Here is a 26087-nt window from a genome sequence, read left to right on the forward strand (position 1 = left end):
AAAATGAATATATGCATAAATATAAAACAGCTAACCGTTATCCATTATATCTTTTTTTTTAAATTAATCAAGTGCAATTCTTGCCGAAATTCGTCAAATAGCAAAATCCATTTCTTTTTATTCCTGCATCAGTCCGGCAAACAGCTCCGCCGGTACATAGGCTTTGACACGAATCCCCTCCGCCTCATACTCCTCGGAGAGCAGTTCTCCGTACTTGCGGATTGTCTGGATTTTTCCTGCCTGGCTGTACGGGAACAAGCGCTCCATATACACTTTCTGACTTCTTAAAATCTGCCCGAGCAGGTCTTTTAAGCGGTCAATTCCGTCGCCGGTCTTCGCTGAAATCCGAATCTGGTAATCTGACCGAAGATCTCTCGGAATCTCCTCACCGGTCATCCGATCCGTCTTGTTAAAGATCGTGACCATGATCTTATCTCCGACCTCAAGCTCTCGAAGCGTCTCATAGACAACGTGCATCTGCATATCCATCGCCAGATTCGAGCAGTCGACGACATGAAGGATGAGGTCCGCGTATTTTGCCTCCTCAAGCGTACTCTTAAATGCCTCAATCAGATGATGCGGAAGTTTGCGGATAAATCCGACCGTATCGGTCAGCAAAATCTGCTGTCCGCCATCGAGCTCGAGACTGCGCGTCGTCGGATCAAGCGTTGCAAACAACTTGTCTTCTGCGAGAATTCCTGCGTCAGTCAGTCGGTTTAAGAGTGTCGATTTTCCGGCATTCGTATATCCCACAATCGCAGCAACCGGAGTGTGTGCCTTCTCTCTCTGACGGCGGATTACCTCGCGGTGACGCTTCACTTCCTCAAGTTCTGATTTTAACTGACCGATTCTCTCGTGGATCAGTCGTCGATCCATCTCGAGCTTCTTCTCACCCGGTCCTCTCGTTCCGATTCCGCCTCCGAGACGGGAGAGCGAACTTCTGAGTCCGACAAGGCGGGCAGAACGATATTTTAGCTGTGCAAGCTCAACCTGAATCTTTCCCTCGCTCGTCGTCGCACGTGAGGCAAAGATGTCGAGAATGACCATCGTTCGGTCCATCACCTTTGTGTCGAGCGCATCCTCAAGATTTCTCATCTGTGCCGGTGAGAGCTCATCGTCACAGACGACGCCGGTCGCGCCAAGGACTGCGATCTGCTCCCTGACTTCCTCAATCTTTCCTTTTCCCAGATATGTTCCCGGGTGAATTTGCTCCCGGTTCTGGATCATCTTGCCGACGGTGATCGCTCCCGCCGTCTTGACAAGCTCCTCGAGCTCGTCGAGGGAGGCTTCGGTATCTTCCTCCTCGCTGATATTCACCGCGATCAGAATGACCCTTTCCTCCACTTCTTTTAATTCAATCAAATCTGCCATATTTTTATTCTCTTATTCTCTTTCCAGATCTCTGTCAGCTCTAATGCTAATCCCAATCCTTATTTCAATATTGATCTCAATGTTCCATGCTGCTTCTTTATACGGATTCTAATTAACATGGATTGCTGATACTAATATTGACTCCCAGTTCTTTTACTTTAATTGTTTCCCTGGCGACTTCTCAGGAAGGTGATCTCCCGGCTGACCTCATCGTCCGTTCCATACGTCTTCTCGTAGTCCTCGAAGAGTTCCAGTGCCTTTCCATAGTCTCCGGCATATTCCCAGAGCACTGCCTCATCATAGGCAAGTTCTCTCGCGGTTCTCTGGTCATCTCCGACTACCGCCTGTCCCTGCTGAACAGACGTGAGCGCCCCGTTGTAATCCTTCGCCTCGATCTGATCGGTCGCCATTCGACTGTAAATCTGAGCCTGTAATACCCCAAGCTCAAGCGCCGAACTGTACTCCTTCTTTTCCATCAGACACAGAACCACGCCCTTCTTGTAGGTTTCATTCTCTGCGTCCGCCTTTCTCAACGTCTGGTACGTCTCAAGTGCGGTGTCGTAATCGCCAACACGGTACTCTGCCTCCGCTCTCGCTCCAAGCACCTGCTTTTCATAAGCGCCCATGCGTTTTCCGGCCTTCTGAACTGCCTGATTCAAGGTCTCAACCGCTGCCTCATAGTTGCCCTGGTTCAGATACTCCACCCCCGCCCTGGCAAGCCGGTGTTCTTCCTTCTGATTCTTATAATGCACAAGTCCAAATCCAGAGCAGACCACGACAATCGCAATCAGTGCAACCAGAATTCCAATGCCACCGCTCGACTTTCTGCGCCGTCTCGACGGACCTTTTCTGCGGACAGACCCTCTCCTCGACTCGTCCATCCGTCTTGCCATCTCAGCACGTTTTGCCTGTTCCCTGCGTTCCTGCTCACTGATTCCCCGTCTTGCACCGCCTGAGCGCCCTCTCCTGGAATCTCCATCCCCATTGATTGAACGACTCATCTTTCTGGCACTCTCCAGTTCAATGATGCTTCCTTTTCTCCGCTTTACACCTTCTGCTGAATATCTCTCCACAATTCTCGCCTCTTACTTTCTTCCGGTGCTTCCATGACCGCCCCGATCCTCATGACCCAACTGATCCGTCTCCTCAAAACAGATCTGTGGCTGATGCTCCATGATGCGGAACTGACAGATCCGGTCGCCCTCGTGAATCTCGGTATCGCGCAGGGCATATGCCGGGAAAAACCACTGATCCCCGTCTCCGCAATAACTCTCATCGATAACGCCCATATGATTTGTCTGGATGATGCCAAAATTCTTGAACGTGCTACTGCGCGGAACAACATGAGCCTCATATCCCTTCGGAAGCTCCATCGCCACACCGAGAGGAATCAGACGAAACTCCCCCGCTTTCATCGTCACATTCTCCGCAGATCGAAGATCGATCCAATCAGACTTTCCATCCACATAGGTCAGCTTTTCCATGTTTTCCTTAAAATATTTGATTCTGATTTTCATAGTTTTCACGTTTCTCCTTCTCTCTCGATTTCTGATTACAGATTTCTTGTCTAGTTCCGGCTTTCTTTAATTCCAGCCATTTCTAGTTCCGGCTCTCTCTGGTTCCGGTTTTTTCTATCAATCCTTTTTTTCTTATTTTTCAGTCTCTTCCTGATCCTTTTTCTGATTATCCTTCTGCTGAAGCTCTTCCTCGACTTCCTGAATAATCTCTTCTTTCTGCTCCGGATTCATCGTCGGCAGATCTGTGATCGTCCCGACTCCAAATCTCCGAAGAAATTCCTCCGTCGTCGCAAAGAGTGCCGGTCGACCAGGCGCATCGAGACGACCCGCCTCGTAAATCAAACCATACTCCACGAGACGATTGACCGCGTGATCCGAGGAGACTCCTCGGATTCGTCCGATCTCAATCTTCGTCACAGGCTGGCGGTATGCCACGATCGAGAGCGTCTCCAACAGCACATCGGAAAGCACATGTTTCTTCGGCGCAGATGCCACACGAATCAAATTCTCATAGTACTTCGCCCGCGTGCTCATCTGATAGGCATTTTCCAGTTCAAGAATCTGCATTCCTCGATTTTCCTGCTGGTAGCGCCTTTGTAAATTTCTCACCACCCGCTTTGCAATCGCCTCACTCTGGTCAATCGCCATCGCAAGCTGTTCCACCGGAACCGAATTGCCCATCGTGAACAGCACCGCTTCCACGATCGCCTCCCAGTCGGACGCCGGATAAATCCCGGGGATTTCTTCCGGCTCTTCCTCGACTTCACCTTCCTCTTCCGGTATTTCCGATACTTCCTGTGCCTGCTCCTGCGCAATCTGCTCCGCCAGGCGCTTCTCCTCCTCATCGAGAAGAGCTTCTGCTTCCATTTGTTCATGACGCGCCTCGATCTTCGCCAGATCAAATTCCTCGTCATCATCCTCATCGTCAAAAAGACTTCCCATACTGTTTCCTTCTCATTTCTTTATTCGTCTTATCTGTCTTTCCATTATGATTCATCACTGATTGATCCGTCTTACCCACATACAACGCAAAGCAACTATCTCCATCGTAGAAGGGGCGAACTATTTATCTTCCAGATCATTCAGCTCAATCGCAGTCTCTTCTCCCTCTGCCTCGAGAATCTCAATATCCATATCGTCAAATGCGTACTCCTGAGTCAGATGAATCTTTCCAATCTTCATGAGCTCAAGAACTGCCAAAAACGTCACAACCACCTCAATTCGGCTGTTCTGTCCCTCAAGCATCTGGCGAAAACGAAAGATCCGATGCTTTCTCGCATAGGTCATGACTTCCATCACCTTCTGCTCGAGGCTGACCGGTTCCCTCCTGATTGTTCCAAACTTGCTTCGGATCGGATCAACCTTGTCTCTCTGCCGTTTCATCACGGACTCAAAAATTCTCTGAAGTTTTGCGAGTGTCAGACCATCAAGAAGCTCATCGAGATCGACGGGCTGTTCGTATTTTGCCACCTCCCGCGGAATTGTCGGTCCCTTAAACAGAACTCCATCCGCCTCTTCCTCCATATCAGAGAGTTCCTGCGCCATCATCTTGTACATCTTGTACTCCATCAGGCGACGGACAAGCTCTGCTCTCGGATCTTCTCCGTCCTCCTCGTCATCCTCCTTGGGATCTGCCGGCAGAAGCATCCGGGACTTAATATCGAGAAGCGTCGCCGCCATCACGAGGAAATCGCTGACAATATTTAAATCTTCCTCTTCCATCTGGTTAACATATGCGAGATACTGATGCGTAATCTCCACAATCGGAATGTCATAGATATCGATCTTATTTTTCTCTATCAGGTGAAGCAGAAGGTCAAGCGGACCCTCAAATTTTTCCAGTTTATATGAAATTCCCGCCATATTCTCCCCACTTTTTCATCAACGTGTCCTTCCCATTTTCAGATAGGAAAGTTTCGTAACGTTTTTCTGTCTTTACAGTCAGAGCAATAAATGCTCAGACCTGCGAAACCGTTACAAATTTTCTTTCCAAGTATAACAAAAAACCCCCGCTCTGTAAATAAGTGGCATCGCAAATTGATGCCTCTCCTACTTCCAGACGGAGGATTTTTGATGTTTCCCTGATTCAGATTCTTTTTCTTTTTATTTTGTATATGGGTACGCCATTTCCTCAAAACGACTCGGATTCTTTTCGCACCATGCCTCAAACGTCATTCCGGACTTCACAATCTCATGTCCAAGCTCTGTAAAAAATGCAAGGACCTGATCCTCCGAGAGAACTCCGAGCAGATCTCCCATTTTCTCCTGGTTTTGGCGGTCACAGCCCCCGTAAGTCAGCTGAAAGGCAATCTGCATCTCGCCATTGACTTTCTTTCCCGCACCGCGCAGTCCGACGACTCCGGTCTGATGCGTTCCGCATGACGAAGGACAGCCCGAGATATGGATTTTCGGGAGAACGCCGTCGGCAAATCCCTCTCTGCCCTCCATCTCTACAAGTTTCCGAAGCATTGCCTGGGAATCGCGAAGTCCCTGCTGGCAGATTGCACTTCCAATGCACGCCACCGAACTGGAAAATTCCGTCTCGGCACCGTCACCCGTGCACGCGAGCACACGCTCTGCTTCTTTTCCGGTACAGTTGATGATGTAAATGCTCTCATCCGGAGCGATTCTGAGTTCAACCTGATCCATCTCCCGAACCGTCTCATAAATGCGCTCAAAAAATTCTGGTTTCGGGCATCCACCGACCGGGTGATACCAGACTGCGCAGAGCCCGTCCTGCTTCTGTGCGATCACTCTCTTTGATTTTGGAATCTCACCATCCGGAGCCTTCTCTCCAAATAACATCCTTTCTTTTTCACTGAGTACCAAATCAAGATTTTTTCCCGACTCATAAACTGCCTTCAGCTTTTCTTCAAATGCATCCCTGTATGCTTCCGGTCCGCCAAGCGAATCCTGCATATAACGGCTTCTCGCCTTCGCACGATTCTGATAATTGCCATAAGTCAAAAACATCTCGTGCATTGCCTCCACATAGTAGAGAATCTGATCCGGTTTCACCTGTTCTGCGACACGCACACCGATCTTCGCATTCAGACCGAGACCGCCCGCACTGTACACATCAAAACACCCATCCTCCCTCGCGACAAACCCGAGATCCCGATACGTCGCATGCGTCAGGTTCGCCGGAGAATTGGAAAATCCGACCTTGAGCTTTCTTGGCATCTTCGGTCCATGAATGTAACCGAGCAGGAAATCGGAAACCACAAGCGCATACGGCAAAACATCAAAATACTCGCCTTTTTCGACACCGGAGAGCGGAGAAACCATCGTGTTTCTCGGAAAGTCTCCACCGCCACCTCTCGTGATCACCCCATTTTGTACGGCCTCTCTCGCAAGCACGCATACATCCTCCCCCGAGAGATTGTGAAACTGAACTGTCTGACATGTCGTAACATGCACTTTATTTACCTGATATTTTTTTATGGAATCCGCAAGAAATTTGAGCTTTTTCTGGTCGATTCGTCCACCCGGAAGACGCAGACGCAACATATTCGCCTCTGCCCCTCTCTGCGCGTAACTTCCAAATCCACCTGAAATCCCCTTGTATGCCTTTGCATCAATCTCTCTGCGATAAAACTGCTCAGTTGCCTGATCAAACACCTCATAATCATCCAGCCAGAGACTGGAATCCATATGCGAAATTCTAGTGCCACAAACTTCTCTGTCTTTCAATTCTTTTCTTCTGGTATCCGTCATGGAATCAATCTCTCCTCTTCTCACCTTATGTACTCATTTTCAATTCTCTGAACCAGTCAATCCCACGACCGTTCAAGCACTGATTACGTTTATAACGTTCGGTGTTCTGCTTCGATTTATTTCCGACTAATTTACCATGAATTAAATTTACTGTCTATCGGCATACCTGCGCATTTTTTCGCAATAACTCTGTTTCTTTTTCCTATTTTGCACGAATTCTCTCGTTTTATTCCCCTATTTGTTGTTTTAATTTCAGTACAATCAACTGCGGACGATTGCCAAGGCGAAGGTTGATCGAATGAGTCCCAAGACCTCTGCTGACAATCATTGTATGACCGTTCTCTTCAAACGTTCCCGCACAGCATTTGCGGAAAAACTGAAACTGCGGAGTCATCACTCCTCCGAGATATGGCAGGCGAATTGTCCCACCGTGAAAATGACCACAGAGCGCAAGATCTGCTCCCCACTGTGCATAGGCATCAAAAAAGAGCGGGGAATGTGCAAGCAAAATCTCAAACCGGCGCGGATCTGCCTCTCCAAGATGATATTTGACATAGCGCTCACTCATCTTAGCCGGTGAAAAATCGCGGTAATACGGCTGGTCAATGTTCAATCCGCTGATTGCAAGATCCTCTCCGACATGAAGTGTGCGATCTGACAGATAGCAGATCCCATACTCCCTCAAAATATGCAGGAACTCACGGTACATCGTTCCGTAAGTCTCCCATTCCCTGCAAAGACGCTGTTCATGGTTTCCATTTCCATAGAAAATCCGACAGTTTTTAATCTGACTCAACTGCTCCATCAGCTCTCTCGTCACAGTCAGATCTGCAAGTTTCTCCTTTGCAACCATCGTATCTCCGCCAATCAAAATCAGATCCGGCTCAATCTGACGAATCTCCTCGACAAGTTGCTGATTGCCCTCTCCAAACTGCTTGTCATGCAGATCAGACAGAAAAACTGCCGTCCACTCTCTCGCGAGTTTCCGGGAGACGATCGTAACCTCCTCCGTCACAAAATGATTTCTCTCGTAGCGGGATCTCGCAAGAACCGCTGTCGCGCCCGCTACACCTGCCACTGCCCACGGCAGAACCTGTCTGACTCCAAATGTCATTGTGTTTCTCTCCCTCTTTATAACGATATAACTTAGTGTGAATGTCTCCCTCCTCTATAAGCAGGTGGGTTTGCGTATTTTGCAACCTTATGCACCGCTACGCCCGCTCTCACTCCGGGTAAACCATCCAAATTACCGTCTGTCGCGGAACACCGGATCCGCCGGATGCGTGCCGGCCAGCTTCTGCATCGCCCTCGGCACGGCATCCCTCGACTCTTTCCAGTCCGCATCCTTGTTGCGATAATCATACTTCTCAATCAACCAATTTACATCTTCCTGCACTCGGTCGAGATTGTCAAGCATCAGGCGGTTTAATTTCGGTTTCCATGCTTCCCAGACCTCACTTTTCAGTGTCCGCTCACAGGTCTCCTCTGCCTCCTCAAAATGACGCAGACAAAATCCCTTTGACTTCATCAGTGTCTCTCCAAAGTCCGGATCATGCTCGAGCATCCATGCAAACGTGTCAAGCATCCGCGCATAAATCGTATCCATGCGCTCGCAGATGTAACAGCCGCAATTTTCATGACTGCGACTTTCTGAAACCTCCCCGCTGATCAACTTCTTTTTCCCAGTCTTTCCGGAAAATAATGACTTCAAGATCCCATCCTGCCGCTTTTTTGTCTCAGCAGACGTTGCCGACTCCATGCCAAGTTTCTCGGCAAGATCCGCTCTCACCTTCTCCATTCTCGACTTGAGAATCCAAGCATTCCCGAGCGTATTGCCATAGTCATACATCATTTTTGTGTGATGTCTGCAAAATCCGTGCAGACTTGTCTGATCCCTCACATCACTTTCCATATAAGAAGAACCCAGAACGAATTCCAGGTTCTCCTGCTCCATCTTGCGTTCAAGCCAGCAAAAGCAACACTCATCGCCAGACTTAACCGCATCGGTCAGTTCAATCGTATACAGTTTTTCTCTCATTCGTTTTTCCCCAACTTCCCCCTGTGTTTTTGTACATCTGTATGTCTTATGCCTGATCTTACACGTTTAAGTTTTTAACTTTGTATCTCTATGTTCCTATATTCCCATACTTCCATGCACTCAGCTCTGTACTTTTCTTTTTGTCTTTCTACTTCTCCACGTTATTTTGTCCACGCTCCACTTGCGTCCACATAGTAGCCATCCGGTGTTATCGTGTTCGTCAGCATCGCTCCGTTGCTTCCGAGATAATACCAGATCCCATTCGTCTGCATCCAGTTATTTTTCAGCATATATCCCGTATCCTGCAGGAAGTAATACCAACCATCAGAAAGCGTGCGCCATCCGGTTGCCATATATCCGTTAGAGTCAAACCAGTAACGCTGTCCGCCGACATTCATCCATTCTCCGGCTGCACGGGCGCCAGTCGCAGTCTTGATATAATACCATCCTGTCTGATCCTGATTCCAGCCCTGTTTCCAGCCCGCAGAGGAATCGGAGGATCCATCCGCCGGCGAAGACTGGGAAGCGGACGATGCATTTGAAGAGAAAGAACTTGAGGAAGTTCCCGGCTGACTCAGCGTGCCGGAGGTGCTTCCCGGCGCCCCCGCGCTGTTTCCAGTTGTGTGAATCGTTCCTCCCGGTCCCACTGTGCTGACTCCGGCTTCAGGAGTTCCGGCTGTCGGAGCAGATGAAGCAGGAATTCCATTTCCAGACGGTCCTGCTGTGCTTCCGCTTGTCGAACTACTGCTGTTTCCAGAATTCACAGTGCCTGAAGTCTCCGTACTTCCCGTCGTCGGAGTTGTGGAAGTCGTCGTTCCTGTTGTCCCTGTCGTTCCAGAAACCACGCCCGGACCACCCGAAGTAATTGTCCCGGAAGTTGCATTTCCTGTTCCAGAGGTTCCCGGCTGACTCGAAGTCTGACTACCTGTTGTTCCCGTTGTTCCAGCCGTCGTGCTTCCGGTTCTTCCGGTCAGTGTCGTATAATTTGCAAATCCATAGTCGAGCATCGCCTTCGTATCGGTATAATGCGTTCCGGCCGACTTCAAAACAACTGCAATCAGGCGCACGCCGTTTCTCTCAACCGCCGTCACAAGCGTATTGCCCGCCAGTGAAGTATATCCGGTCTTACCGCCAATAATTCCTTCATAATAGCGGGTATCAGTCGGATACATCATCTTGTGCCCCATTGTGATCGTCCGCGCTCCGGAATTCTTTGTCGCCGGGAAATTGTAGGATGTCGTCGTGTCAATCTTTCGGAACGTGTCATTCTGCACCGCTGCACGCATGATCAGCGCCATATCATAGGCAGTCGTCTTGTGCGTGGAATTGTTCAGACCGTGCGGGTTTGCAAAATGCGTGTTCTTACATCCAAGCTGTACCGCGCGCTGGTTCATCAGATCCGCAAACGCACTGACGCTTCCCGACACATGCTCGGCAAGACCATTTCCAATCTCGTTTGCAGATTTCAAGAGAAGTCCGTACAGACACTGCTCCACGGTCAGCTGATCGCCCTCCGCAATTCCGAGAGAAGTCGCTCCTGACTCCAGATTCGTCGTCGCAGTCTTAGAGAACGTCACGACATCGCTTAAATTGCAATGTTCAAGCACAAGCAATGCCGTCATGACCTTCGTGATGCTCGCCGGATAAAACTGCTGATCCTGGTTCTTTCCGAACAACACCTGTCCGGTCGCCGCATCCATCAATACAGCTCCCTGAGCGGAAACCGTCGGCTCTTTCAGGACGCTCTGCGTGCTCCCTGACGACTGTGTCACACTCGCCTGAGACGAAATCATTGTTCCATATGTAATCTGACCAAAGGTAAGGGTGAATCCGATTCCCATCGCCAGCAATCTCTTCCAGTTTTTCTTCATAATATTGTCTGTCCTCTCCTCTTGCGTTTCTCTTTTCCTGCTCGTATCAGTATACCACACTTTCTATTTGGCAAATGTAACAACTTTCTTACAACTTCTTGGAGGGGATCTTAAAATTCGACGGTTTTGTGAACTACATCGCTGTGCGAATGTTTCCCTTCTTCTTTGAATGTTTCCTCTCTTCCCTTCATATCGTAATCATATGAGAGATCCCAGATCCCTAAAAATCCTCATCTGCACGCAGACCACAAATTTTATTCCGGGAGGTTATCCGTCTTTATGAAACACCTGCGCTTTTTCCATTTTCCTCACTCTCGCGTTCTGACACGCTTCACCGTCGTCGCCGTCATCTTTCTTATCGCATTCTTCTCCGGGCGATTCTTAGGTTTTCTAAGCGCACGTTCCGGCTCTGCTTCCTCAGCTGCCGTACGCTCCTCCCCGGTCACATCCCTCCCTGTCTCCGCAGAAGGCAACTGGGGGCTGAGCTTTCAGCAGGAGGGAAAGCCCCCGGTCGCCAATGCAACCTCCGACTATCTCAAGCAGTTCAACGCCCACTACGCCGACGATACCGACGAAAAAATCCTCTATCTGACGTTTGATGCCGGATACGAAAACGGCAACACTCCCGCAATTCTCGACGCCCTGAAAAAGCATCATGCGCCCGCGACGTTTTTCATCGTCGGAAACTATATCCAGACGAGTCCCGATCTCGTAAAACGCATGATTGCGGAGGGACACACCGTCGGCAACCACACGTTTCACCACCCCGACATGTCAAAAATTGCAACAAAAAAAAGTTTCTCCGAGGAATTAGAATCCTTGGAGAAACTTTTTGAAGAGACAACCGGTCAGACAATGACACGATTTTACCGTCCACCTCAGGGCAAATACAGCGAGTCCAACCTTCAGATGGCGAAGGAGCTCGGCTATCACACCTTCTTCTGGAGCCTCGCCTACGTCGACTGGTATGAAGACCGCCAGCCCACACACGAGGAAGCCTTTCAGAAACTCCTCGGGCGCATCCACCCCGGCGCGATCGTGCTCTTACACAGCACATCCCGCACAAATGCAGAAATTCTTGACGAACTTCTCACAAAATGGGAGGAGATGGGCTACTCGTTTCATGCATTAGAAGAACTCACGCAAAAAACCGCGTCCTAATATTCGAAATGCGCTCAATCCCCAAGCTCTTCACATGACAGCTCCGGCTTAGACCTCCTCGAGAAGTTTCTGGATCTTCGTCGCCATGATGTCAAAAGCAACGTCATTGAGTCCGCTGTTGATCACAAGATCTGCCTTCGCGCGCGTTGGCTCCACATACAGGTAATGCATCGGCTTTACCGTCGTCAGATACTGCTCGACGATGTTCTCGAGAGAGCGACCTCTCTCCTCAACATCGCGCACAATTCGGCGCAGGATACGCTCATCCGCGTCTGCCTCCACATAAATCTTGATGTCAAACATGTCGCGGAGACGGCGGTCTGCAAGAAGCAAAATGCCCTCTACAATGATAATCCGGCGAGGTTCGATGTGCATCGTCTTCTCGGAGCGGTTGTGCATCGTGTAATCGTACACCGGACCGTCAACCGCATGACCTGCCTTGAGCTGTTTTAAGTGCTCCACAAGAAGATCGGTCTCGAGTGCATCCGGATGATCGTAATTGCGCTTCTGGCGCACTTCCATCGGGACATCGTCCTGACGGCGGTAATAATTGTCGTGGTAAATCACATCAATGTCATCGCCGAACCGGTCTTTCAGGCGATTTGTAAACGTAGATTTTCCGGATCCGGTTCCTCCTGCAATTCCAATCAGAATCGTTTTCATCGTTCTTCCCCCATAAATATTGTGGTAATTTTGTTGTGCGTGTTCTATTTATCCGTCGGCAAAACCGTGATCAGCGCTCTGCCTTCCACATCCGCCGGATTGTGCTTTCCGATATATCTCGCAAGCATCTCCGGCATCTCCTCCGTTCCGCGCCAGAGTACCTTGCAGTCTGCAAGGAACGCATATCCGCCGGTACCGGTCGCACGGTAATTGTTCGTCACAAGGCGGTAGGACTTGTCGCCAAGCTCGCTTCCATCTGCAAGCAGAAGCTCGGTCACGCGATCTCCGACCGGACGGGTCAGATCAAAGGTATAGCGGATTCCGGAAAAGAAATCGTAGTTGTAATGTTCGATTTTCGGCTTTAAGAAGCGCTCCGAGATCACGACTTTTCCGTCCACCAGATCAAAGTAGGACGCACAGCGCTCGAGCATCAGTTTGAGAACCTCGCGGTTTACTTCAAGCTCCACAAGCGTGTTATCAAACAGGTAAGCGCCACAAATGTCTTGCATTGTCACGCTCTGCTTGAGTCCTGCCGGATCGTTTCCGAGACTTGCACAGGAGATATCGGCTCCGGTGCGCTCAAGCTGAACCTGGTTAAAGAGCTCTGCAAGACGGCTTCCGTATCGCCCCGCCGGAAGTTTATCCTCCGGCTCAATCGCACTGCTGAGTGCCCCGACCGGCTCGTCAAGCCAGGTCTGGACTGCCTGCTCAAGCGGATAGAGCTTTGCATACGGCTCTTCCTGATGCTTTTCTCCCACGGATTCCAGAGAAGAAGCAAAAATCTTCTCCTCCTCTGAGATCTCCGCATAGAGGTGCACATATTTGGAAGCTCCTGCCGGTGGCTGAACTGCCCATGTTCCATAGAGCATTCTTCCTGCAACCGGCATATGCTGGTGACCTATCAGAAGCAGGTCAAAATTCAACTCTCTCGCAATCTTGCAGGCAACGTTTTCTCCACTGTCGGAGAGAAGTTTTCCGTTTTCAAGATCCTCCTCGAATCCACCGTGATAGACACAGACCGTCACATCACAGACGCCTTTGAGACGCTCAAGCGATTCTCTTGCAGACACAATCGGATCTGTGATTTTTAAAAATTCGAGATTTTCTTTTCTCTCCCAGATCTTGACCCAGTCCGTGACGATGCCGGTGATTCCGACGCGAAGACCGTTTGCAAGCACGCGGACAACCTCTTTCTGAATCGGGAGTTTTCCGCCGAGATCCTCGACATTTGCACAGATGCACGGAACTCCCATCGCATTCACATACTCAGAGAGAAAGTCATATCCGAAATTGAAATCGTGATTTCCAAGTGTAAAATAATCACATCCGAGTGCACGGAAGGCTTCGGCAACCGGGTGGAAAAATCCGCCTTTGCCATCAGCAAGCAGAGCCTTGCACTCCTGCTGATGCTCACGGTAATACTGAACGAACGGAGTTCCCTGAAGAGAATCTCCTCCATCGATCATCAGTGTATTTCCATCCTTCTCCACCTGAGATGCCATATTTAAGAGTCCGGATGCATCCGCTCTTCCTGCCGGATAATTGACCGGGAAAATATGGCCGTGGGTATCGGATGTGAAAATAATTTCCAGTTTTTTCATCCTTCTTACTCTCACTCCTATCCTCTCGTCAGCTTTACACGAATCTGGGTGGAGATCAACTCCACGATCAGAACGAGCGCAATCAGACCGGCAAGGATTGCGCCTGCCTCACTCCAACGATAGCTGTTCATCGCAAAGATCAGCGGTGCACCGATTCCGCCTGCACCTACAAGACCGAGGACGGTCGCATCACGCAGGTTGATATCGAAGCGGTAGATTGCAGTGGAAGCAAAGTTCGGCAGTAACTGCGGAAGAATTCCGTAGCGGATCTTCTGCCAGGTCGTGCATCCGGACGCGTCGAGAGACTCAAGAATTCTCGTATCGAGATCCTCAATCGCCTCGGTGTACATCTTTGTGATCATTCCGACAGAGCACAGGGACATCGTCAGAAGACCTGCGAATGCACCCGGTCCAGTCACACGGATGAACATCAGACCATAGACAAATGCCGGCACAGTACGGATCATCATGATGATGATACGACCAATGAAGGCAATCACTTTTCCAGTCAGGTTCACAGAAGACAGGAAAGCGAGCGGGATCGAGATGATCGCTCCGACAATTGTTCCAAGGAAGGCGATGCAGACCGTCTCAAGCAGGAGGTACGGAACTCCCTTTGTCGTGAATCCAAACAACATCGCCGTATCCGGATGAAAAATACCGGATAAGATATTCATTGCAATCTTTCCGCCGTTCTGAGTCGTTCCGCTCGTCTCAACACCGGAGGCACTCCAGATCAGAAGTCCAACGACAACGACTGCGACAGCAAGCTCAAACATCCACTTTTTCGGGCGTGCCTCATAAGCAGTTTCAATTCTCTTATTCATCGTTTTTCGGTCCTCCCTTATACCAGATGCCGGCGTGCTGCACGGCTGATGGTTTCAATGATAAATACCGTTACAAACAGGGCAATCAGGATCATACCAACGCTCGGGTACTCTCTCCAACCGATCTTCTCATTCAGAATCAGTCCAAGTCCACCTGCACCTACATAACCGAGGATTGATGCATAACGCACATTTCCCTCAAAGCAGAACAGGCAGTTCGACAGATAGGACGGCAGAACCTGCGGAACGATTGCGGAGATGAATGCGCGCACCTTCGTCGCACCCATTGCCTCCATCGCCTCAAATGCCCCCATATCCACGGTCTCGATCTCCTCATAGAGGATCTTTCCGATGTATGCAAACGTAAAGACTGCGATTGCGGTCGTACCTGCAAGCGTTCCGAGTCCGAAAATGTAAGTTGCAATCAGCGCGGTAACCAGAGTCGGCAGGGTACGCACGATACTTAAGAACAGGCGCATCAGGCTGACAATCACACGGCTCGGAATGACGTTTGTCGAAGCGAGCATCGCAAACGGAACAACCAGCACAGAACCGATAAAGGAGCCGAGAAGCGACATCTTGATCGTGTCAAACAGTGGCTGCCATACAGACGGCATGTAGTCCCACTTCGGCGGGAACATCTGTCCGAGAATAACGAAAAACTCCTTGATTCTCGTCGTGAGCACCACCATGCTAAAGCCAGTGATCTTCACGGAGAGGATCGTCATCGCCAGAAGAATCACCACAGCAAGCGGAGCACGGGAACGCTTCTGGGAAACGCTCTTTCCGTTTGAGATCGTGAAGGTCTTCGGTCGAAAAATCTTGTCGTAGATACTCATGCTTCCATCTCCTGTCTTCCCTGATAAATCTTATCCAGAACAGCCTGATCCACATTTGCAGACGGTCCGTCGTATACCACCTCACCAGCGCGAACACCGATTACACGGGAAGCGTACTTGAGTGCCAGATCGACATGGTGGATGTTGATCAGAACCGTGATCTTCATCTCCTTGTTGATGCGGTCAAAGTCATCCATAACCTGCTTTGCAGTTACCGGGTCAAGGGCTGCAACCGGCTCATCCGCAAGAATGATCTCCGGATTCTGTGCAAGCGTTCTTGCCAGAGCAACTCTCTGCTGCTGACCACCGGAGAGCTGATCGGTGCGGACAAATGCCTTGTCAAGAATTCCTACTTTATCGAGCGCCTCAAGTGCCTTGAGCTTCTCCTCTTTTGTGAATACGCCAAAGAAAGCACGCCACCACGGAAGATCCGGAACAAACGCAGTCAGAACGTTCTTGATTACCGTTGTTCTCGTCACAAGATTGAACGACTGGAAGATCATACCGATCTTACGACGAAATGCGCGCAGGTTCTTTCCCTGCAAACTCATGACATCAGTTCCATTCACAGTCAGAGTTCCCTCTGTAATGTCATGCATGCGGTTGATGGTGCGGATCAGTGTTGACTTTCCTGCGCCGGACAGGCCAATGATTGCAACAAATTCTCCCTGATCAATCGTCAGATTCACATGTTTCAGACCCTCAAAGCCGTTGGGATACTTCTTTCCCACATTTTTAAACTCAATCATTTCTTTCTGCTATTATAAACCCCATTATAATAAATTCTGTTTCTTATAATAGCGTTCCTTTCTCAATATTTTCCCGCCTTTTTTCACGGATTTTTGCGGATTTTTTGCAGATACGCTCATACACACATGCGCAGAAAAGGACTGCCACATAAACAGCTCCTTGTTGTCCATGTAACAGCCCATCTCTTTTTCCCGTAATGTCTTACTTATGACGCTCCGTTGAGCTTCTTGATCATTTCCTGTGCATCGCGCTCAGAATCATAGTCAGAATCTTTTGCCTTCTGATAACCCTGGTGCGTGTAAATGGAGATGACCTCCTTACCCTCTTCGGTGTTTCCGATGTTGATGAATGCGTTTGTCAGAGCTGTCTTGAAATCATCATCCATGATCGGAGAAGTCTTGCTGACACTGATCGTATCGTTGTAGATCGCCGGAGTTACGCCGATCAGATCGGTATCCTCCCAGATGCTGTTGCTCATTGCATACTCGTCGTTCCACTTGCTCTCATAGTCACGGCGTGCGTCTGCGTAGGTGCACAGTACATCAATCTGACCGGAAGCCAGACGTGCAAATGCACTTGCATAGGAATCAGACTGAACGGCATGGCTTAAATCTGTGATGTTCTTGCCATAGTTCTCAAGCATCCACAGAGACGGATAAATATATCCTGCGGAAGAAGAAGAACCCATTACGCTCCAGTTTGCACTGTCGAGATCCTCCCAGGTCAGCTCCTCTCCTGCGTTGACCTTCTCTGCCAGCTCCTTACCCTTCTCGGACGGACCAGCTACGATCAGAGCGCGGTAGAAAGTTACCTGCTTATCGGTTCCCTCGATCGGCTCGTTGTCGTTCCACTCCTTCGGATCGTCGGAGTCAACGGAAAGACCGTCTCTCGTTGCGGTTACAATTGCCTCACATCCGTCGTCGTACAGAACATAGGTACCACCCGGAATAAATCCGACATCGGTCGTTCCTGCGGAAAGAGCCTCGCCAACTGCCTCGAAGCTGGTTCCTACGCTGATGTCTACATCTTTTACATCGTATCCCTCGTTAGCCAGCTCGGTCTGAAGAAGACCCTTTAACGGCTCGGTCGCCGTGATGATATCCTGCGGATCACGGGACGGTACAAAAGCTACGGTCAGTTTCTTGATTTCCTTATTTCCTGATGCTTCACTGCCAGCATTTGCGCTGTCATTTCCTGCGGTTGTTGTCGTGTTGCCTGCACTGCTTCCACATCCGGTTACTGCCAGTCCAAGTGTCATACACATAGCTGCAGCCAGAATTCTGGAAATCGATTTTTTCATGATTCTTCCTCCTGATTGTTCACATAAATCCTCGTACGTGGCGGTTTTATTCCTGTCTGCGCCCTCTTCGACAGGCAGACAGACTTCACCCTTTGCCACTACCGTTCAATAATGTACCACAATTTCCGCCCGGTGTAAATCACTCATTCGACAAAGTTTCCGAAAATTCTCATATTTTTCTAAGTACGCACGAATTTTTCTCCCAAAAAATGAAAAATCCGGCAATCGCTCCCAGAACACAAAAAATTTCTAAGGACAACTGCCGGACCACTTTTTCTCTAATCTTTTTGAATTCAAGTTGACGCTCGCAAAGACTTGGCGCGTGATTCCAAGTCACACAGATAAAAGCACGCGATCCGTCGCAAACTCTTCCTTTTTCTTCTCGGAGTACATCTCGACAAGACGCTCCACACTCAGCTCTTCTCTCTGCCTTGCATCGATGTCAAACATCACCGATCCCGAGTCGAGCATGATCGTGCGGTTTCCAGTCTCAAGCGCCTGCTTCATGTTGTGGGTGATCATCATCGTCGTGATCTTGTTTTCTTTCACAATCCGATTCGTGATCTCCATCACTTTCTCGGCAGTCGCCGGATCGAGAGCCGCGGTGTGCTCATCGAGGAGAAGAAGTTTCGGCGGAACGAGTGTGCTCATCAGAAGTGTCACGACCTGACGCTGGCCGCCCGAGAGCAGTCCAACCTTCGTCTTCATTCGGTTTTCAAGATCCATCGAGAACTTTTCAAGCTCTGTCTTAAAATAATCCCGATCCTTTCTCGTCAGTGCAAACGCGAGACTGCGCTTCTTCTGTTTTGAGTAGGCGAGGGCTAAATTTTCCTCGATCGTGAGACTCGGCGCCGTTCCCTTCATCGGATCCTGAAACAGTCTTCCGATGCTGAGTGCTCTGCGGTACTCCGGCTCAAATGTGATGTCCTTCCCGTCGAGAAGAATCTTTCCGGAATCGAGAAGGAAATTTCCACAGACGGCATTGAACATCGTTGACTTTCCGGCTCCGTTTGAGCCGAGAACCGTCACAAAATCGCCCTGTGCAAGCGTCAGATTCAACTGATCGAGAGCGGTATGCTCATTCGGCGTTCCCTTGCTGAACTTCTTGCATGCCGACTGAATTTCAAGCATTGGTGTCATGGATGTCATGATTTTATTTCCCTCCTCTCCGAATTTTCTGTACTTCCATCATCGATTTGATCGCCGGAATCGCAAGCGCGAGCGTAACAATAACTGCCGACACGAGCTTGAGCATGTAAGCCGGGAACCAGTCTGCCTTCGTCGCCATTGCGATGATGTAGCGGTAAACCACCGAGCCAAAAATTGCGGAGATAAAACCGATCGTCACGGAGCGCTTTCCAAAGAATGCCTCCCCGATGATTACAGATGCAAGTCCTACAACGAGGATGCCGACACCGGAGTTGATATCTGCAAAGCTCTGATACTGGGCGATCAATCCACCACACAGAGCGATCAGTCCGTTGCTGAGTGCAAGCGCGATGCATTTCATCCGATCCACATTGATCGAGGAAGCCTTGACCATATCGGTATTGTCGCCGGTTGCGCGGATGCAAAGTCCAAGTCGGGTGCGGAAGAATGCAACAAGCGCCACTGTGCACACCACGGAAACGAGAACTGCCATCAAGAGCTTCACTGCCTCTCTCTCAAGCATCGGAAATGCACTCTGCGCGAGCGTGAAGATCGTCTCCTTTCCGATCAGCGTCAGGTTCGGCGTTCCACCGAGTACAACGGTATTGATCGAGTAGAGACCACTCATCGTCAGAATTCCGGTCAGAACCGGATGAATATTCAACTTCGTCTGGAGAAGTCCGGTCACACAGCCTGCAAGTGCGCCCGCTACGAGAGATGCAAGAATTCCAAGAAACGGATGACCGGCAGTCGTGAAAATCGCTGCCGTCGCCAGTCCGAATGTAAAACTTCCCTCTGCGGTCAGATCCGGAATATTCAGGATGCGGAAACTGATATAGATTCCGAGCACCATGACTCCGTAAATCAGTCCGAGCTGAAGAGAGCCAATCAGTAATGTCATTAGTTCTTATCCTCCACAAAACGAATTCCGTCTTCCTCTGCAACCTCGATTCCGAGAGCTTCCATCGTCGTCTTGTTGACTACGGTCTCACTTGCCGGAACAACGATTGCCGGGATGTCTGCAATTGCAGTTCCACTTAAGTACTCGATTGCCATATCAGCAGACTGTGCGCCGATCTCCTTATCGCTGATTGCAATTGTTGCAAATGCACCGGAGTCAACCATCGTAGCAGAGCTTCCATATACCGGGATCTTCGCGCTTCTTGCAACTTCCGTTACGAGAGGCATTGCAGACTGAATCACGCTGTCATTCGGGATGAAGATTGCATCCACGCTGTCTGCGAGAGACTGTGCTGCCTGCTGAACCTCAGAAGAGTTCGTCACAACTGCTTCCTTGTACTCAAGACCATTCTCCTCGCAGTACTTCTTTGCAGACTCTGCGGTGTTTACGGAGTTGACCTCACTCGTGCAGTAGAGAAGACCAAATGTCTTTGCATCCGGTGTCAGCTTCTCGCTCAGAGCGAAGATGTCACCGACCGGAATCGCATTGGAAGTACCGGTTGCATTCTTATCCGGCTTTTCCATCTCTGTAATAACACCCGCTGCCTGCGGAGCAGAAACAGCGACGAAGATCACCGGCGTCTCCGTCTTTAAGTTCACCATCGCCTGAGTCGGCGGGGTTGCAACCGTTGCAACGAGATCGTAATCTCCACCAGCCATACCCTGAGCGATCGTCTGAAGGTTTGTCGCATCTCCCTGCGCACACTTGTAATCGATTACGAGATCCGACTCGGAATAACCCTTTGCGCGGAGCTCCTCGATGAAGCCCTCTCTCATATCGTTGAATGCGCCATTCTCGACCATCTGGATCACGCCAACCTTGTACGCCTTGCCATCCTTCGGAGAGACAGCACCCTCTGCCGTTGTCTCTCCGTCTGCCTTGCTCTCTGCCTCAGAAGCCTGAGCCGTTGTCTGTGCGTTCTCCGTCTGGGAAGAACTTCCAGAAGCACAACCTGCAAGTGCTCCCATCATCATTGCGGTCACTGCCATTGCCAAAGAACGTTTCATAAATGCCTTTCTCATAATTGTTTCCTCCTCATATAAACTGAAATTATATATAAACTGGATTTATGGATTCCTATTTTTCTTTCTTGTTTCTCTCTGCAAGCTCTGCAAATGCCTTCTCAAGCAGATCTGCGGTGACTGGATACGGATTGTGGTCGATGTCCTTCATCTGCATCGTTTTCTCAATGACCTGAGGAAGTGCTTCCTCGGTGATCTCCACATCCGCAAGCGAGGTTGGAAGACCGATGCTCTTGTTAAACTCGTACATCTTCTCAAACATCTTTTTCTGACCATCCACAAGGAGAAGGATCAGAACGCCAAAGCCGACAACCTCGCCGTGAAGATGTCCCTCCTCAATCTGCGGGAACGAGGTTAGCGCGTAGAAAATCGCATGGGCAAGTCCCGTGTTGTAGTCAATGATTCGATCCTGAGTCACAAGAATCGAGGTAAGCGCTGTGCTCACAACAATCGCGAGAACCGTCTGAGCAAGTTCTTCGGAAACCCGTCCTGCCCGGTTGTCCTCCATCGCCTTTTCACCGTACTCAAGAATCGGATTTAAGCACATCTGGCTGATCGTTACACCGAGTCCGACATAGTGGTTCAAGTGCTCTCCTCTCGAGGAAACCGTGCTCTCAAAATACTTGGCGTAAGTATCGCCCATTCCCGCCCACATGTAGCGCTCGGGAGACTTTGCAATGATTCCGAGATCAATGAACGCATGCACCGGAGGTTTCTTTAAGAAATACGGCTTTAAGAAACTTCCATCCGCATGATACATGATCGAAACGCTCGTGCATGCGGAACAGTTAGAAGCAATTGTCGGAAATGTGAAGACCGGCTTTTGGGTCTCCTCTGCGAGAGCCTTTGCCGTGTCAGTCGCCTTTCCGCCACCGACTGCAAAAATCATGTCCGCTTTCTGAACCGTCTCATTCGCCTTGAGAAGCTCAAGGTTTTCGTAACTGCACTCTCCGCCGAACCAGACAAAATCAAGAATCTCAATCTTTCCGCTCTCTGCACCCTCGCAGATCGCCTTCCGCGCTGACTCCACCGCACGATGTCCACCAATCACAACCGCCGTCTTTCCATACGGGGTACAGATTGATCCGATGCTCTCATAGACACCCTCTCCAATCGTATAACTTGGAAGATAAATGCTGTATCCTTTCATCTGTCTGCCTCCTCTTTCTGTGTTGATCGAATTTTCTTAAGTTGCACATTTCTGATCGGTAAAGCGATAGAAAATCATCACTTGGAACAATAAAAAACGCCCCGGACAGAAATCACTCTCCATCCGGGACGAATATCATTCTCAATATCCGCGGTACCACCCGCTTTAGCCTCACGGCTCTCTCACTCCGCATACAAACATATGCGCCACCCTGTTACGATCGTGGCTATCGTCGCTCCATACTCTATTTCCTTGTTCCGGAGCGCCCTCAAAAGTCCATTCATCTGGTCTGCAAGTATCGCCTTCCCACCACCGGCAACTCTCTGTGTCTCCCAATATCCAGACTACTTACTCTTTCTCATCGGTTTTTTCATTTAATTGTTGGTGCAATCTTAGCACTTTCCAAATGATTTGTCAATCATTTCCACGATTTATTTTAAGTCCAAATTTTCCTACTTTCCCTCGTAGACGATTGCGGACTCCACCTCATAATCTTTGAGTTTCTCTCTTCCCTTGAGTCCGGCAAGCTCCATCACGAAGCAGATCTTGACTACCTCTCCGCCGAGCTGTTCGATCATACCGACCATCGCCTCGGTTGTGCCACCGGTCGCAATCAGATCGTCCACAATGACAACTTTCTGACCCGGCTTGATCGCATCCTTGTGCATCTCGATCGTTGCGGAGCCGTACTCAAGATCATAGCTTGCGCTCACGGTCTCTCTCGGCAGTTTGCCCTTCTTTCGGATCGGCACAAATGCCTTGTTCTTTGCGTAAGCAACCGGCACACCGAAGATAAATCCGCGGGACTCCGGTCCTACAACCACATCGAACTCCACACCGTCGAGCATGCACAGGATCTTGTCGATCGCCAGATGAAGTCCCTCCGGGTCCTGAAGGATCGAGGTCACATCACGAAAAATAATTCCCGGCTCCGGAAAATCCGGAATGCTCACTACATACTCTTCCAATTTTTTTGCCATTATCGTTCCTCTTCTCTTTCTTAATTTTTTCTTTTCGTTTTCATATTTCCAATTTTAGTGAAACCAGATTTCTTTATCGATTCTTGCATTACTGCCATCACTGCAAAATCTTCATCAGATTCTGAACTTCCTTCTGGGAAGTGCTCTCCTGAAACGATGCATAGGAGTAGAAACAGTAGCCCGCCACCTGACCACTCGTCCGTCCCGCCTGTACCTGACGCGCGATGATGTCATCGGATCGCAACCACTCGGAAACGGTATTGTTGTCCTTGGAATCCGTGCCGGTGCGATACATTGCAAGACCGAGATAGAGTCTCACATTTCCCTTCTTTTTCAGCGCAATCCAGCTGTTCAGGTTTTCCGTATAGGCATAAGGAGCAAGGGAACCATTCTTGAGTTTCTGCTCAAATCCCCAGTAGAGCTGAGGCATGATATAATCCACATATCCGCTCTGGCTCATCCAGGTGTCAATATCCGTAAAGTACTGTTCATTGCTCCGCAGATGTTCGAGATTGCCCGCCGGGCTGATTCCAAACTGAACTGCCGGTTTTACGGACTTCACAGTCTGATAGACACTGCGAATCAGCTGATTGACATTTTCCCTCCTCCAGTCTGCGATCGCAAGCGAACTGCCCGACGCTTCGTACTCCGGCTTATCAAACCAGCGCTTCGAGTCCTTGTCATTGACCTCCGGATAAAAATAATCGTCAAAATGAATTCCGTCGACATCGTAATTCTGAACGACCTCGCGCACCCCGTTCACAATCAGCTCACGCACCTGAGGCACGGACGGATTCAGATAATAAGCCCCGTTCTGCTTTAATACCCAGCGGTCATTCGTCGTGTCTGCATCGGACAACCATTTTTTCACAATGTTCTGGTCAGAAACCTGATCCCAGGTGTTGTGGTATCCCGTCACACGAAATGGATTGATCCATGCATGAAACTGAAGTCCATGATTGTGCGCGGACTGCACAAAATATGCGAGCGGATCATAGCCCGGATTCTGTCCCTGCGTTCCCGTCACAAAACGGGACCACGGAAAATAAGAAGACGGATACATCGCATCCGAATCTGCCCGAACATGAACAAACACCGCATTCATTTTCAGCTGTACGCAGCGCTCCATCATCGCATCGACAGCCTTCTGAAATCCCGCCTGATCCGACGGAAGTGTCTCCCAGTCGAGATAGGAGATCCACACACCTCGAAGTTCATCCCCACTTCTGACAGCTCCCTCGCCCGGTCCCATCGCATATACCGGTCTGACTGCCGTCATCGCCAACAGCGCACATGTCATCAGCATTGCACCCAGATGAACAAAGATATTTGAGATATTTTGTCTTTTGTATGTCTTGCCTTGCATTTTCCTTCCTCCAATCGGCAGACAATCCTTTTTTTGAAGCCCTTTTTTATTTTTTCCAAACACACTCCAGTATAGCAAAACACACCCCAAAGAACAACCTGATTTTTTCCAGTCATGATTCGTCGATCTTTTCCATATTCTATACCAATCACCTCGCCTTTGAACGGAGTCTCCATGTCCATTTTTCTCTCCTCCCTCTCTCCGCGCAAACGCGCTTTTTTGAGCGGAACTCTGCTCTTGACCGCCGCTGGATTTTCCTGCCGGATTCTCGGCTTTTTTTATCGAATTTTCCTTTCCCGCACAATCGGGGCGGAGGGGCTTGGCATCTACAACATGGTTCATCCGGTATATGGCATCTGTTTTGCACTTTGTGCCGGGTCAATCCAGACTGCGCTCTCCCAGTACATCGCCTCAAACGAAAAAAAGGGGAAATCCGTCTTTCACACCGGATTTCTGCTCTCCCTCTCGCTCTCGCTTCTCTTTGCGTTTCTGATCTGCCGTCACGCGAACTGGATTGCGTGCCATGTGCTGATGGAGCGCTCGTGTGCTCCCTATCTGCCGATGATGGGACTTTCTGTGCCATTTGCATCCGCTCACGCCTGTATCAACGGCTATTATTACGGGATGCAGAAAGCCAAAATCCCAGCGTTTTCCCAGATCGCAGAGCAGATTCTGCGGATGATTTTTGTCTTTGCTCTCGCGTCATTCTGGACCTCGCAGGGAATCACACTCACGGTTCACCTTGCCGTCCTCGGTCACGTTGCCGGGGAAGTCGCTTCGGCTCTGTTTACCCTGCTCTGCCTTCTGATCTGCCCGCCGTCCACGAAATCCGCTTCAAAATCATCTTCAAAATCGGGGACGCAGTCCGATTTGCAGTCACCTCTGCCATCGCAGCCAAATGAAGACACCGACTCGTTCTCCGCCTGTGCCCTGCCTTTGATCGCCCTTGCACTCCCACTGATGGGAAATCGCCTCGTCCTCAATGTACTCGCAAGTGCCGAGGCAGTCTGGATTCCCGCCTGTTTAAAACTCTCCGGACTCTCCGCCTCGGAAGCCTTCTCCGTCTACGGCGTGCTGACCGGTATGGCACTTCCGTTCATCCTCTTCCCGTCCGCAATCACAAATTCGATGGCTGTCCTCCTGCTCCCAAGCGTCGCACGCGCACAGGCAGAAGGGCGAAACGACCTGATTGACACGACAGTATCGATGTCCCTGCGTTACAGCCTGTACATGGGGATTTTCTGCATCGGAGTCTTTGTCCTGTTTGGAAATTCACTCGGAATGAGCGTCTTTCACAGTCAGGATGCCGGCACCTGCATCCAGATCCTCGCATGGCTCTGCCCGTTTCTCTATCTTGCGACGACAATCGGAAGCATCCTAAACGGTCTCGGAAAAACACACATCACCTTTTTTCAGAGCAGTCTGATCCTGACTCTACGCCTGATTTTTGTACTTGTCGGAATTCCTCGCTTTGGCATCTACGCCTATCTCTGCGGAATGTTGGCCTGTGAACTTTTGCTCGCATTTCTCCATCTTCACGCCCTGCATCGGATCGTTCCATTCCACTGGAATGCAGTCTCAATGATCGTCAAACCGGTCTTTGTCTTGTTTCTCTGTGTGGGGATTCACCGCTTCGTCTCCTATTCGTTGCCCGCTCTTTTGTCTCATTTTTTGAGACAAACAGCAATCACCAGAAAGATTCCGCTCTTTTTTGCGACAACATTACAGATCTTTGGTTTCTCGATCTGCTACGGGGGACTTCTCTTGCTCTTTCATCTGGTGGAAAAACGAGAATAAAAAATCT

23 protein-coding genes and 1 other annotated feature are annotated in these 26087 nt (G+C 49.7%); of the genes, 2 read left to right on the plus strand and 21 right to left on the minus strand.

The annotated features are described in order from the left end of the window. Positions 1 to 117 precede the first annotated feature (117 nt). The 9 genes from hflX to AC4EVX_RS02870 form a co-directional block, all read right to left on the minus strand. Positions 118 to 1371 (minus strand): GTPase HflX, encoded by a 1254-nt coding sequence (hflX, locus tag AC4EVX_RS02830; RefSeq protein WP_177977159.1) that lies wholly within the window; start codon positions 1369 to 1371, stop codon positions 118 to 120. A 158-nt stretch (positions 1372 to 1529) separates the two neighbouring features. Next, complete coding sequence (locus AC4EVX_RS02835; RefSeq protein WP_177977160.1) at positions 1530 to 2444, minus strand: tetratricopeptide repeat protein; 915 nt, start codon at positions 2442 to 2444, stop codon at positions 1530 to 1532. A gap of 12 nt (positions 2445 to 2456) precedes the next feature. After that, complete coding sequence (locus AC4EVX_RS02840; RefSeq protein WP_177977161.1) at positions 2457 to 2888, minus strand: dUTP diphosphatase; 432 nt, start codon at positions 2886 to 2888, stop codon at positions 2457 to 2459. Between the two features lie 132 nt (positions 2889 to 3020). Then, complete coding sequence (scpB, locus tag AC4EVX_RS02845) at positions 3021 to 3830, minus strand: SMC-Scp complex subunit ScpB (protein ID WP_490159527.1); 810 nt, start codon at positions 3828 to 3830, stop codon at positions 3021 to 3023. Between the two features lie 120 nt (positions 3831 to 3950). Continuing rightward, the gene (locus AC4EVX_RS02850; RefSeq protein ID WP_177977162.1) at positions 3951 to 4751 is read right to left on the minus strand and encodes a segregation/condensation protein A; all 801 of its coding nucleotides are present in this window, start codon (positions 4749 to 4751) and stop codon (positions 3951 to 3953) included. 240 nt (positions 4752 to 4991) lie between these two features. Beyond that, positions 4992 to 6605 (minus strand): nitrite/sulfite reductase, encoded by a 1614-nt coding sequence (locus AC4EVX_RS02855; protein WP_490159528.1) that lies wholly within the window; start codon positions 6603 to 6605, stop codon positions 4992 to 4994. Between the two features lie 226 nt (positions 6606 to 6831). Next, the gene (locus AC4EVX_RS02860) at positions 6832 to 7719 is read right to left on the minus strand and encodes a metallophosphoesterase (protein ID WP_308450475.1); all 888 of its coding nucleotides are present in this window, start codon (positions 7717 to 7719) and stop codon (positions 6832 to 6834) included. A 132-nt stretch (positions 7720 to 7851) separates the two neighbouring features. Further along, positions 7852 to 8643, minus strand: coding sequence for a DUF6062 family protein (locus tag AC4EVX_RS02865; protein WP_177977164.1), 792 nt, complete (start codon positions 8641 to 8643; stop codon positions 7852 to 7854). Positions 8644 to 8804: 161 nt separating this feature from the next. Further along, positions 8805 to 10436, minus strand: coding sequence for a D-alanyl-D-alanine carboxypeptidase family protein (locus AC4EVX_RS02870; RefSeq protein WP_490159545.1), 1632 nt, complete (start codon positions 10434 to 10436; stop codon positions 8805 to 8807). Between the two features lie 357 nt (positions 10437 to 10793). On the opposite strand from AC4EVX_RS02870, the gene AC4EVX_RS02875 reads away from it, so the two are divergent. Beyond that, positions 10794 to 11675, plus strand: a complete 882-nt coding sequence (locus tag AC4EVX_RS02875; protein WP_177977166.1) for a polysaccharide deacetylase family protein — start codon at positions 10794 to 10796, stop codon at positions 11673 to 11675. Between the two features lie 48 nt (positions 11676 to 11723). Here AC4EVX_RS02875 and udk read toward each other — a convergent pair whose 3' ends face one another. The 12 genes from udk to AC4EVX_RS02935 form a co-directional block, all read right to left on the minus strand. Then, complete coding sequence (gene udk / locus AC4EVX_RS02880; RefSeq protein ID WP_177977167.1) at positions 11724 to 12338, minus strand: uridine kinase; 615 nt, start codon at positions 12336 to 12338, stop codon at positions 11724 to 11726. Positions 12339 to 12382: 44 nt separating this feature from the next. Beyond that, entirely contained in the window at positions 12383 to 13939 is a 1557-nt protein-coding gene (locus AC4EVX_RS02885) for a bifunctional metallophosphatase/5'-nucleotidase (RefSeq protein WP_490159529.1), read from the minus strand. A 17-nt stretch (positions 13940 to 13956) separates the two neighbouring features. Continuing rightward, entirely contained in the window at positions 13957 to 14766 is an 810-nt protein-coding gene (gene phnE / locus AC4EVX_RS02890; protein WP_177977169.1) for a phosphonate ABC transporter, permease protein PhnE, read from the minus strand. 17 nt (positions 14767 to 14783) lie between these two features. Further along, on the minus strand, positions 14784 to 15605 hold the full coding sequence (gene phnE / locus AC4EVX_RS02895; RefSeq protein ID WP_177977170.1) for a phosphonate ABC transporter, permease protein PhnE: 822 nt from the start codon (positions 15603 to 15605) through the stop codon (positions 14784 to 14786). Beyond that, positions 15602 to 16354 carry a phosphonate ABC transporter ATP-binding protein gene (phnC, locus tag AC4EVX_RS02900; RefSeq protein WP_177977171.1) on the minus strand — a complete coding sequence of 251 codons (753 nt, stop codon included), beginning with the start codon at positions 16352 to 16354 and terminating at the stop codon, positions 15602 to 15604. Before phnC ends, phnE (AC4EVX_RS02895) begins: the two co-directional genes overlap by 4 nt. Positions 16355 to 16560: 206 nt before the next feature. After that, a complete protein-coding gene (locus tag AC4EVX_RS02905) occupies positions 16561 to 17655 on the minus strand; it encodes a PhnD/SsuA/transferrin family substrate-binding protein (protein WP_177977172.1) in 1095 nt (364 codons plus the stop codon). A gap of 333 nt (positions 17656 to 17988) precedes the next feature. After that, positions 17989 to 18786, minus strand: a complete 798-nt coding sequence (locus AC4EVX_RS02910; protein WP_177977178.1) for an ATP-binding cassette domain-containing protein — start codon at positions 18784 to 18786, stop codon at positions 17989 to 17991. A 22-nt stretch (positions 18787 to 18808) separates the two neighbouring features. Beyond that, positions 18809 to 19705: an ABC transporter permease gene (locus AC4EVX_RS02915; protein WP_177977173.1), complete on the minus strand. Its 897-nt coding sequence runs from the start codon at positions 19703 to 19705 to the stop codon at positions 18809 to 18811. After that, complete coding sequence (locus AC4EVX_RS02920; protein ID WP_490159530.1) at positions 19705 to 20787, minus strand: ABC transporter substrate-binding protein; 1083 nt, start codon at positions 20785 to 20787, stop codon at positions 19705 to 19707. Before AC4EVX_RS02920 ends, AC4EVX_RS02915 begins: the two co-directional genes overlap by 1 nt. A gap of 55 nt (positions 20788 to 20842) precedes the next feature. Next, the gene (locus AC4EVX_RS02925) at positions 20843 to 21937 is read right to left on the minus strand and encodes an iron-containing alcohol dehydrogenase family protein (protein ID WP_490159531.1); all 1095 of its coding nucleotides are present in this window, start codon (positions 21935 to 21937) and stop codon (positions 20843 to 20845) included. Positions 21938 to 22058: 121 nt separating this feature from the next. After that, positions 22059 to 22308 (minus strand) — a binding site (T-box leader). An 81-nt stretch (positions 22309 to 22389) separates the two neighbouring features. After that, positions 22390 to 22917 carry an adenine phosphoribosyltransferase gene (locus AC4EVX_RS02930; protein ID WP_177978623.1) on the minus strand — a complete coding sequence of 176 codons (528 nt, stop codon included), beginning with the start codon at positions 22915 to 22917 and terminating at the stop codon, positions 22390 to 22392. Positions 22918 to 23014: 97 nt separating this feature from the next. Beyond that, positions 23015 to 24283, minus strand: coding sequence for a glycoside hydrolase family 10-like protein (locus tag AC4EVX_RS02935; protein ID WP_490159532.1), 1269 nt, complete (start codon positions 24281 to 24283; stop codon positions 23015 to 23017). Positions 24284 to 24457: 174 nt separating this feature from the next. On the opposite strand from AC4EVX_RS02935, the gene AC4EVX_RS02940 reads away from it, so the two are divergent. After that, on the plus strand, positions 24458 to 26080 hold the full coding sequence (locus tag AC4EVX_RS02940; RefSeq protein ID WP_490159533.1) for an oligosaccharide flippase family protein: 1623 nt from the start codon (positions 24458 to 24460) through the stop codon (positions 26078 to 26080). The last annotated feature ends 7 nt before the right edge of the window (positions 26081 to 26087 follow it).

Source organism: Brotaphodocola sp., assembly GCF_983179755.1.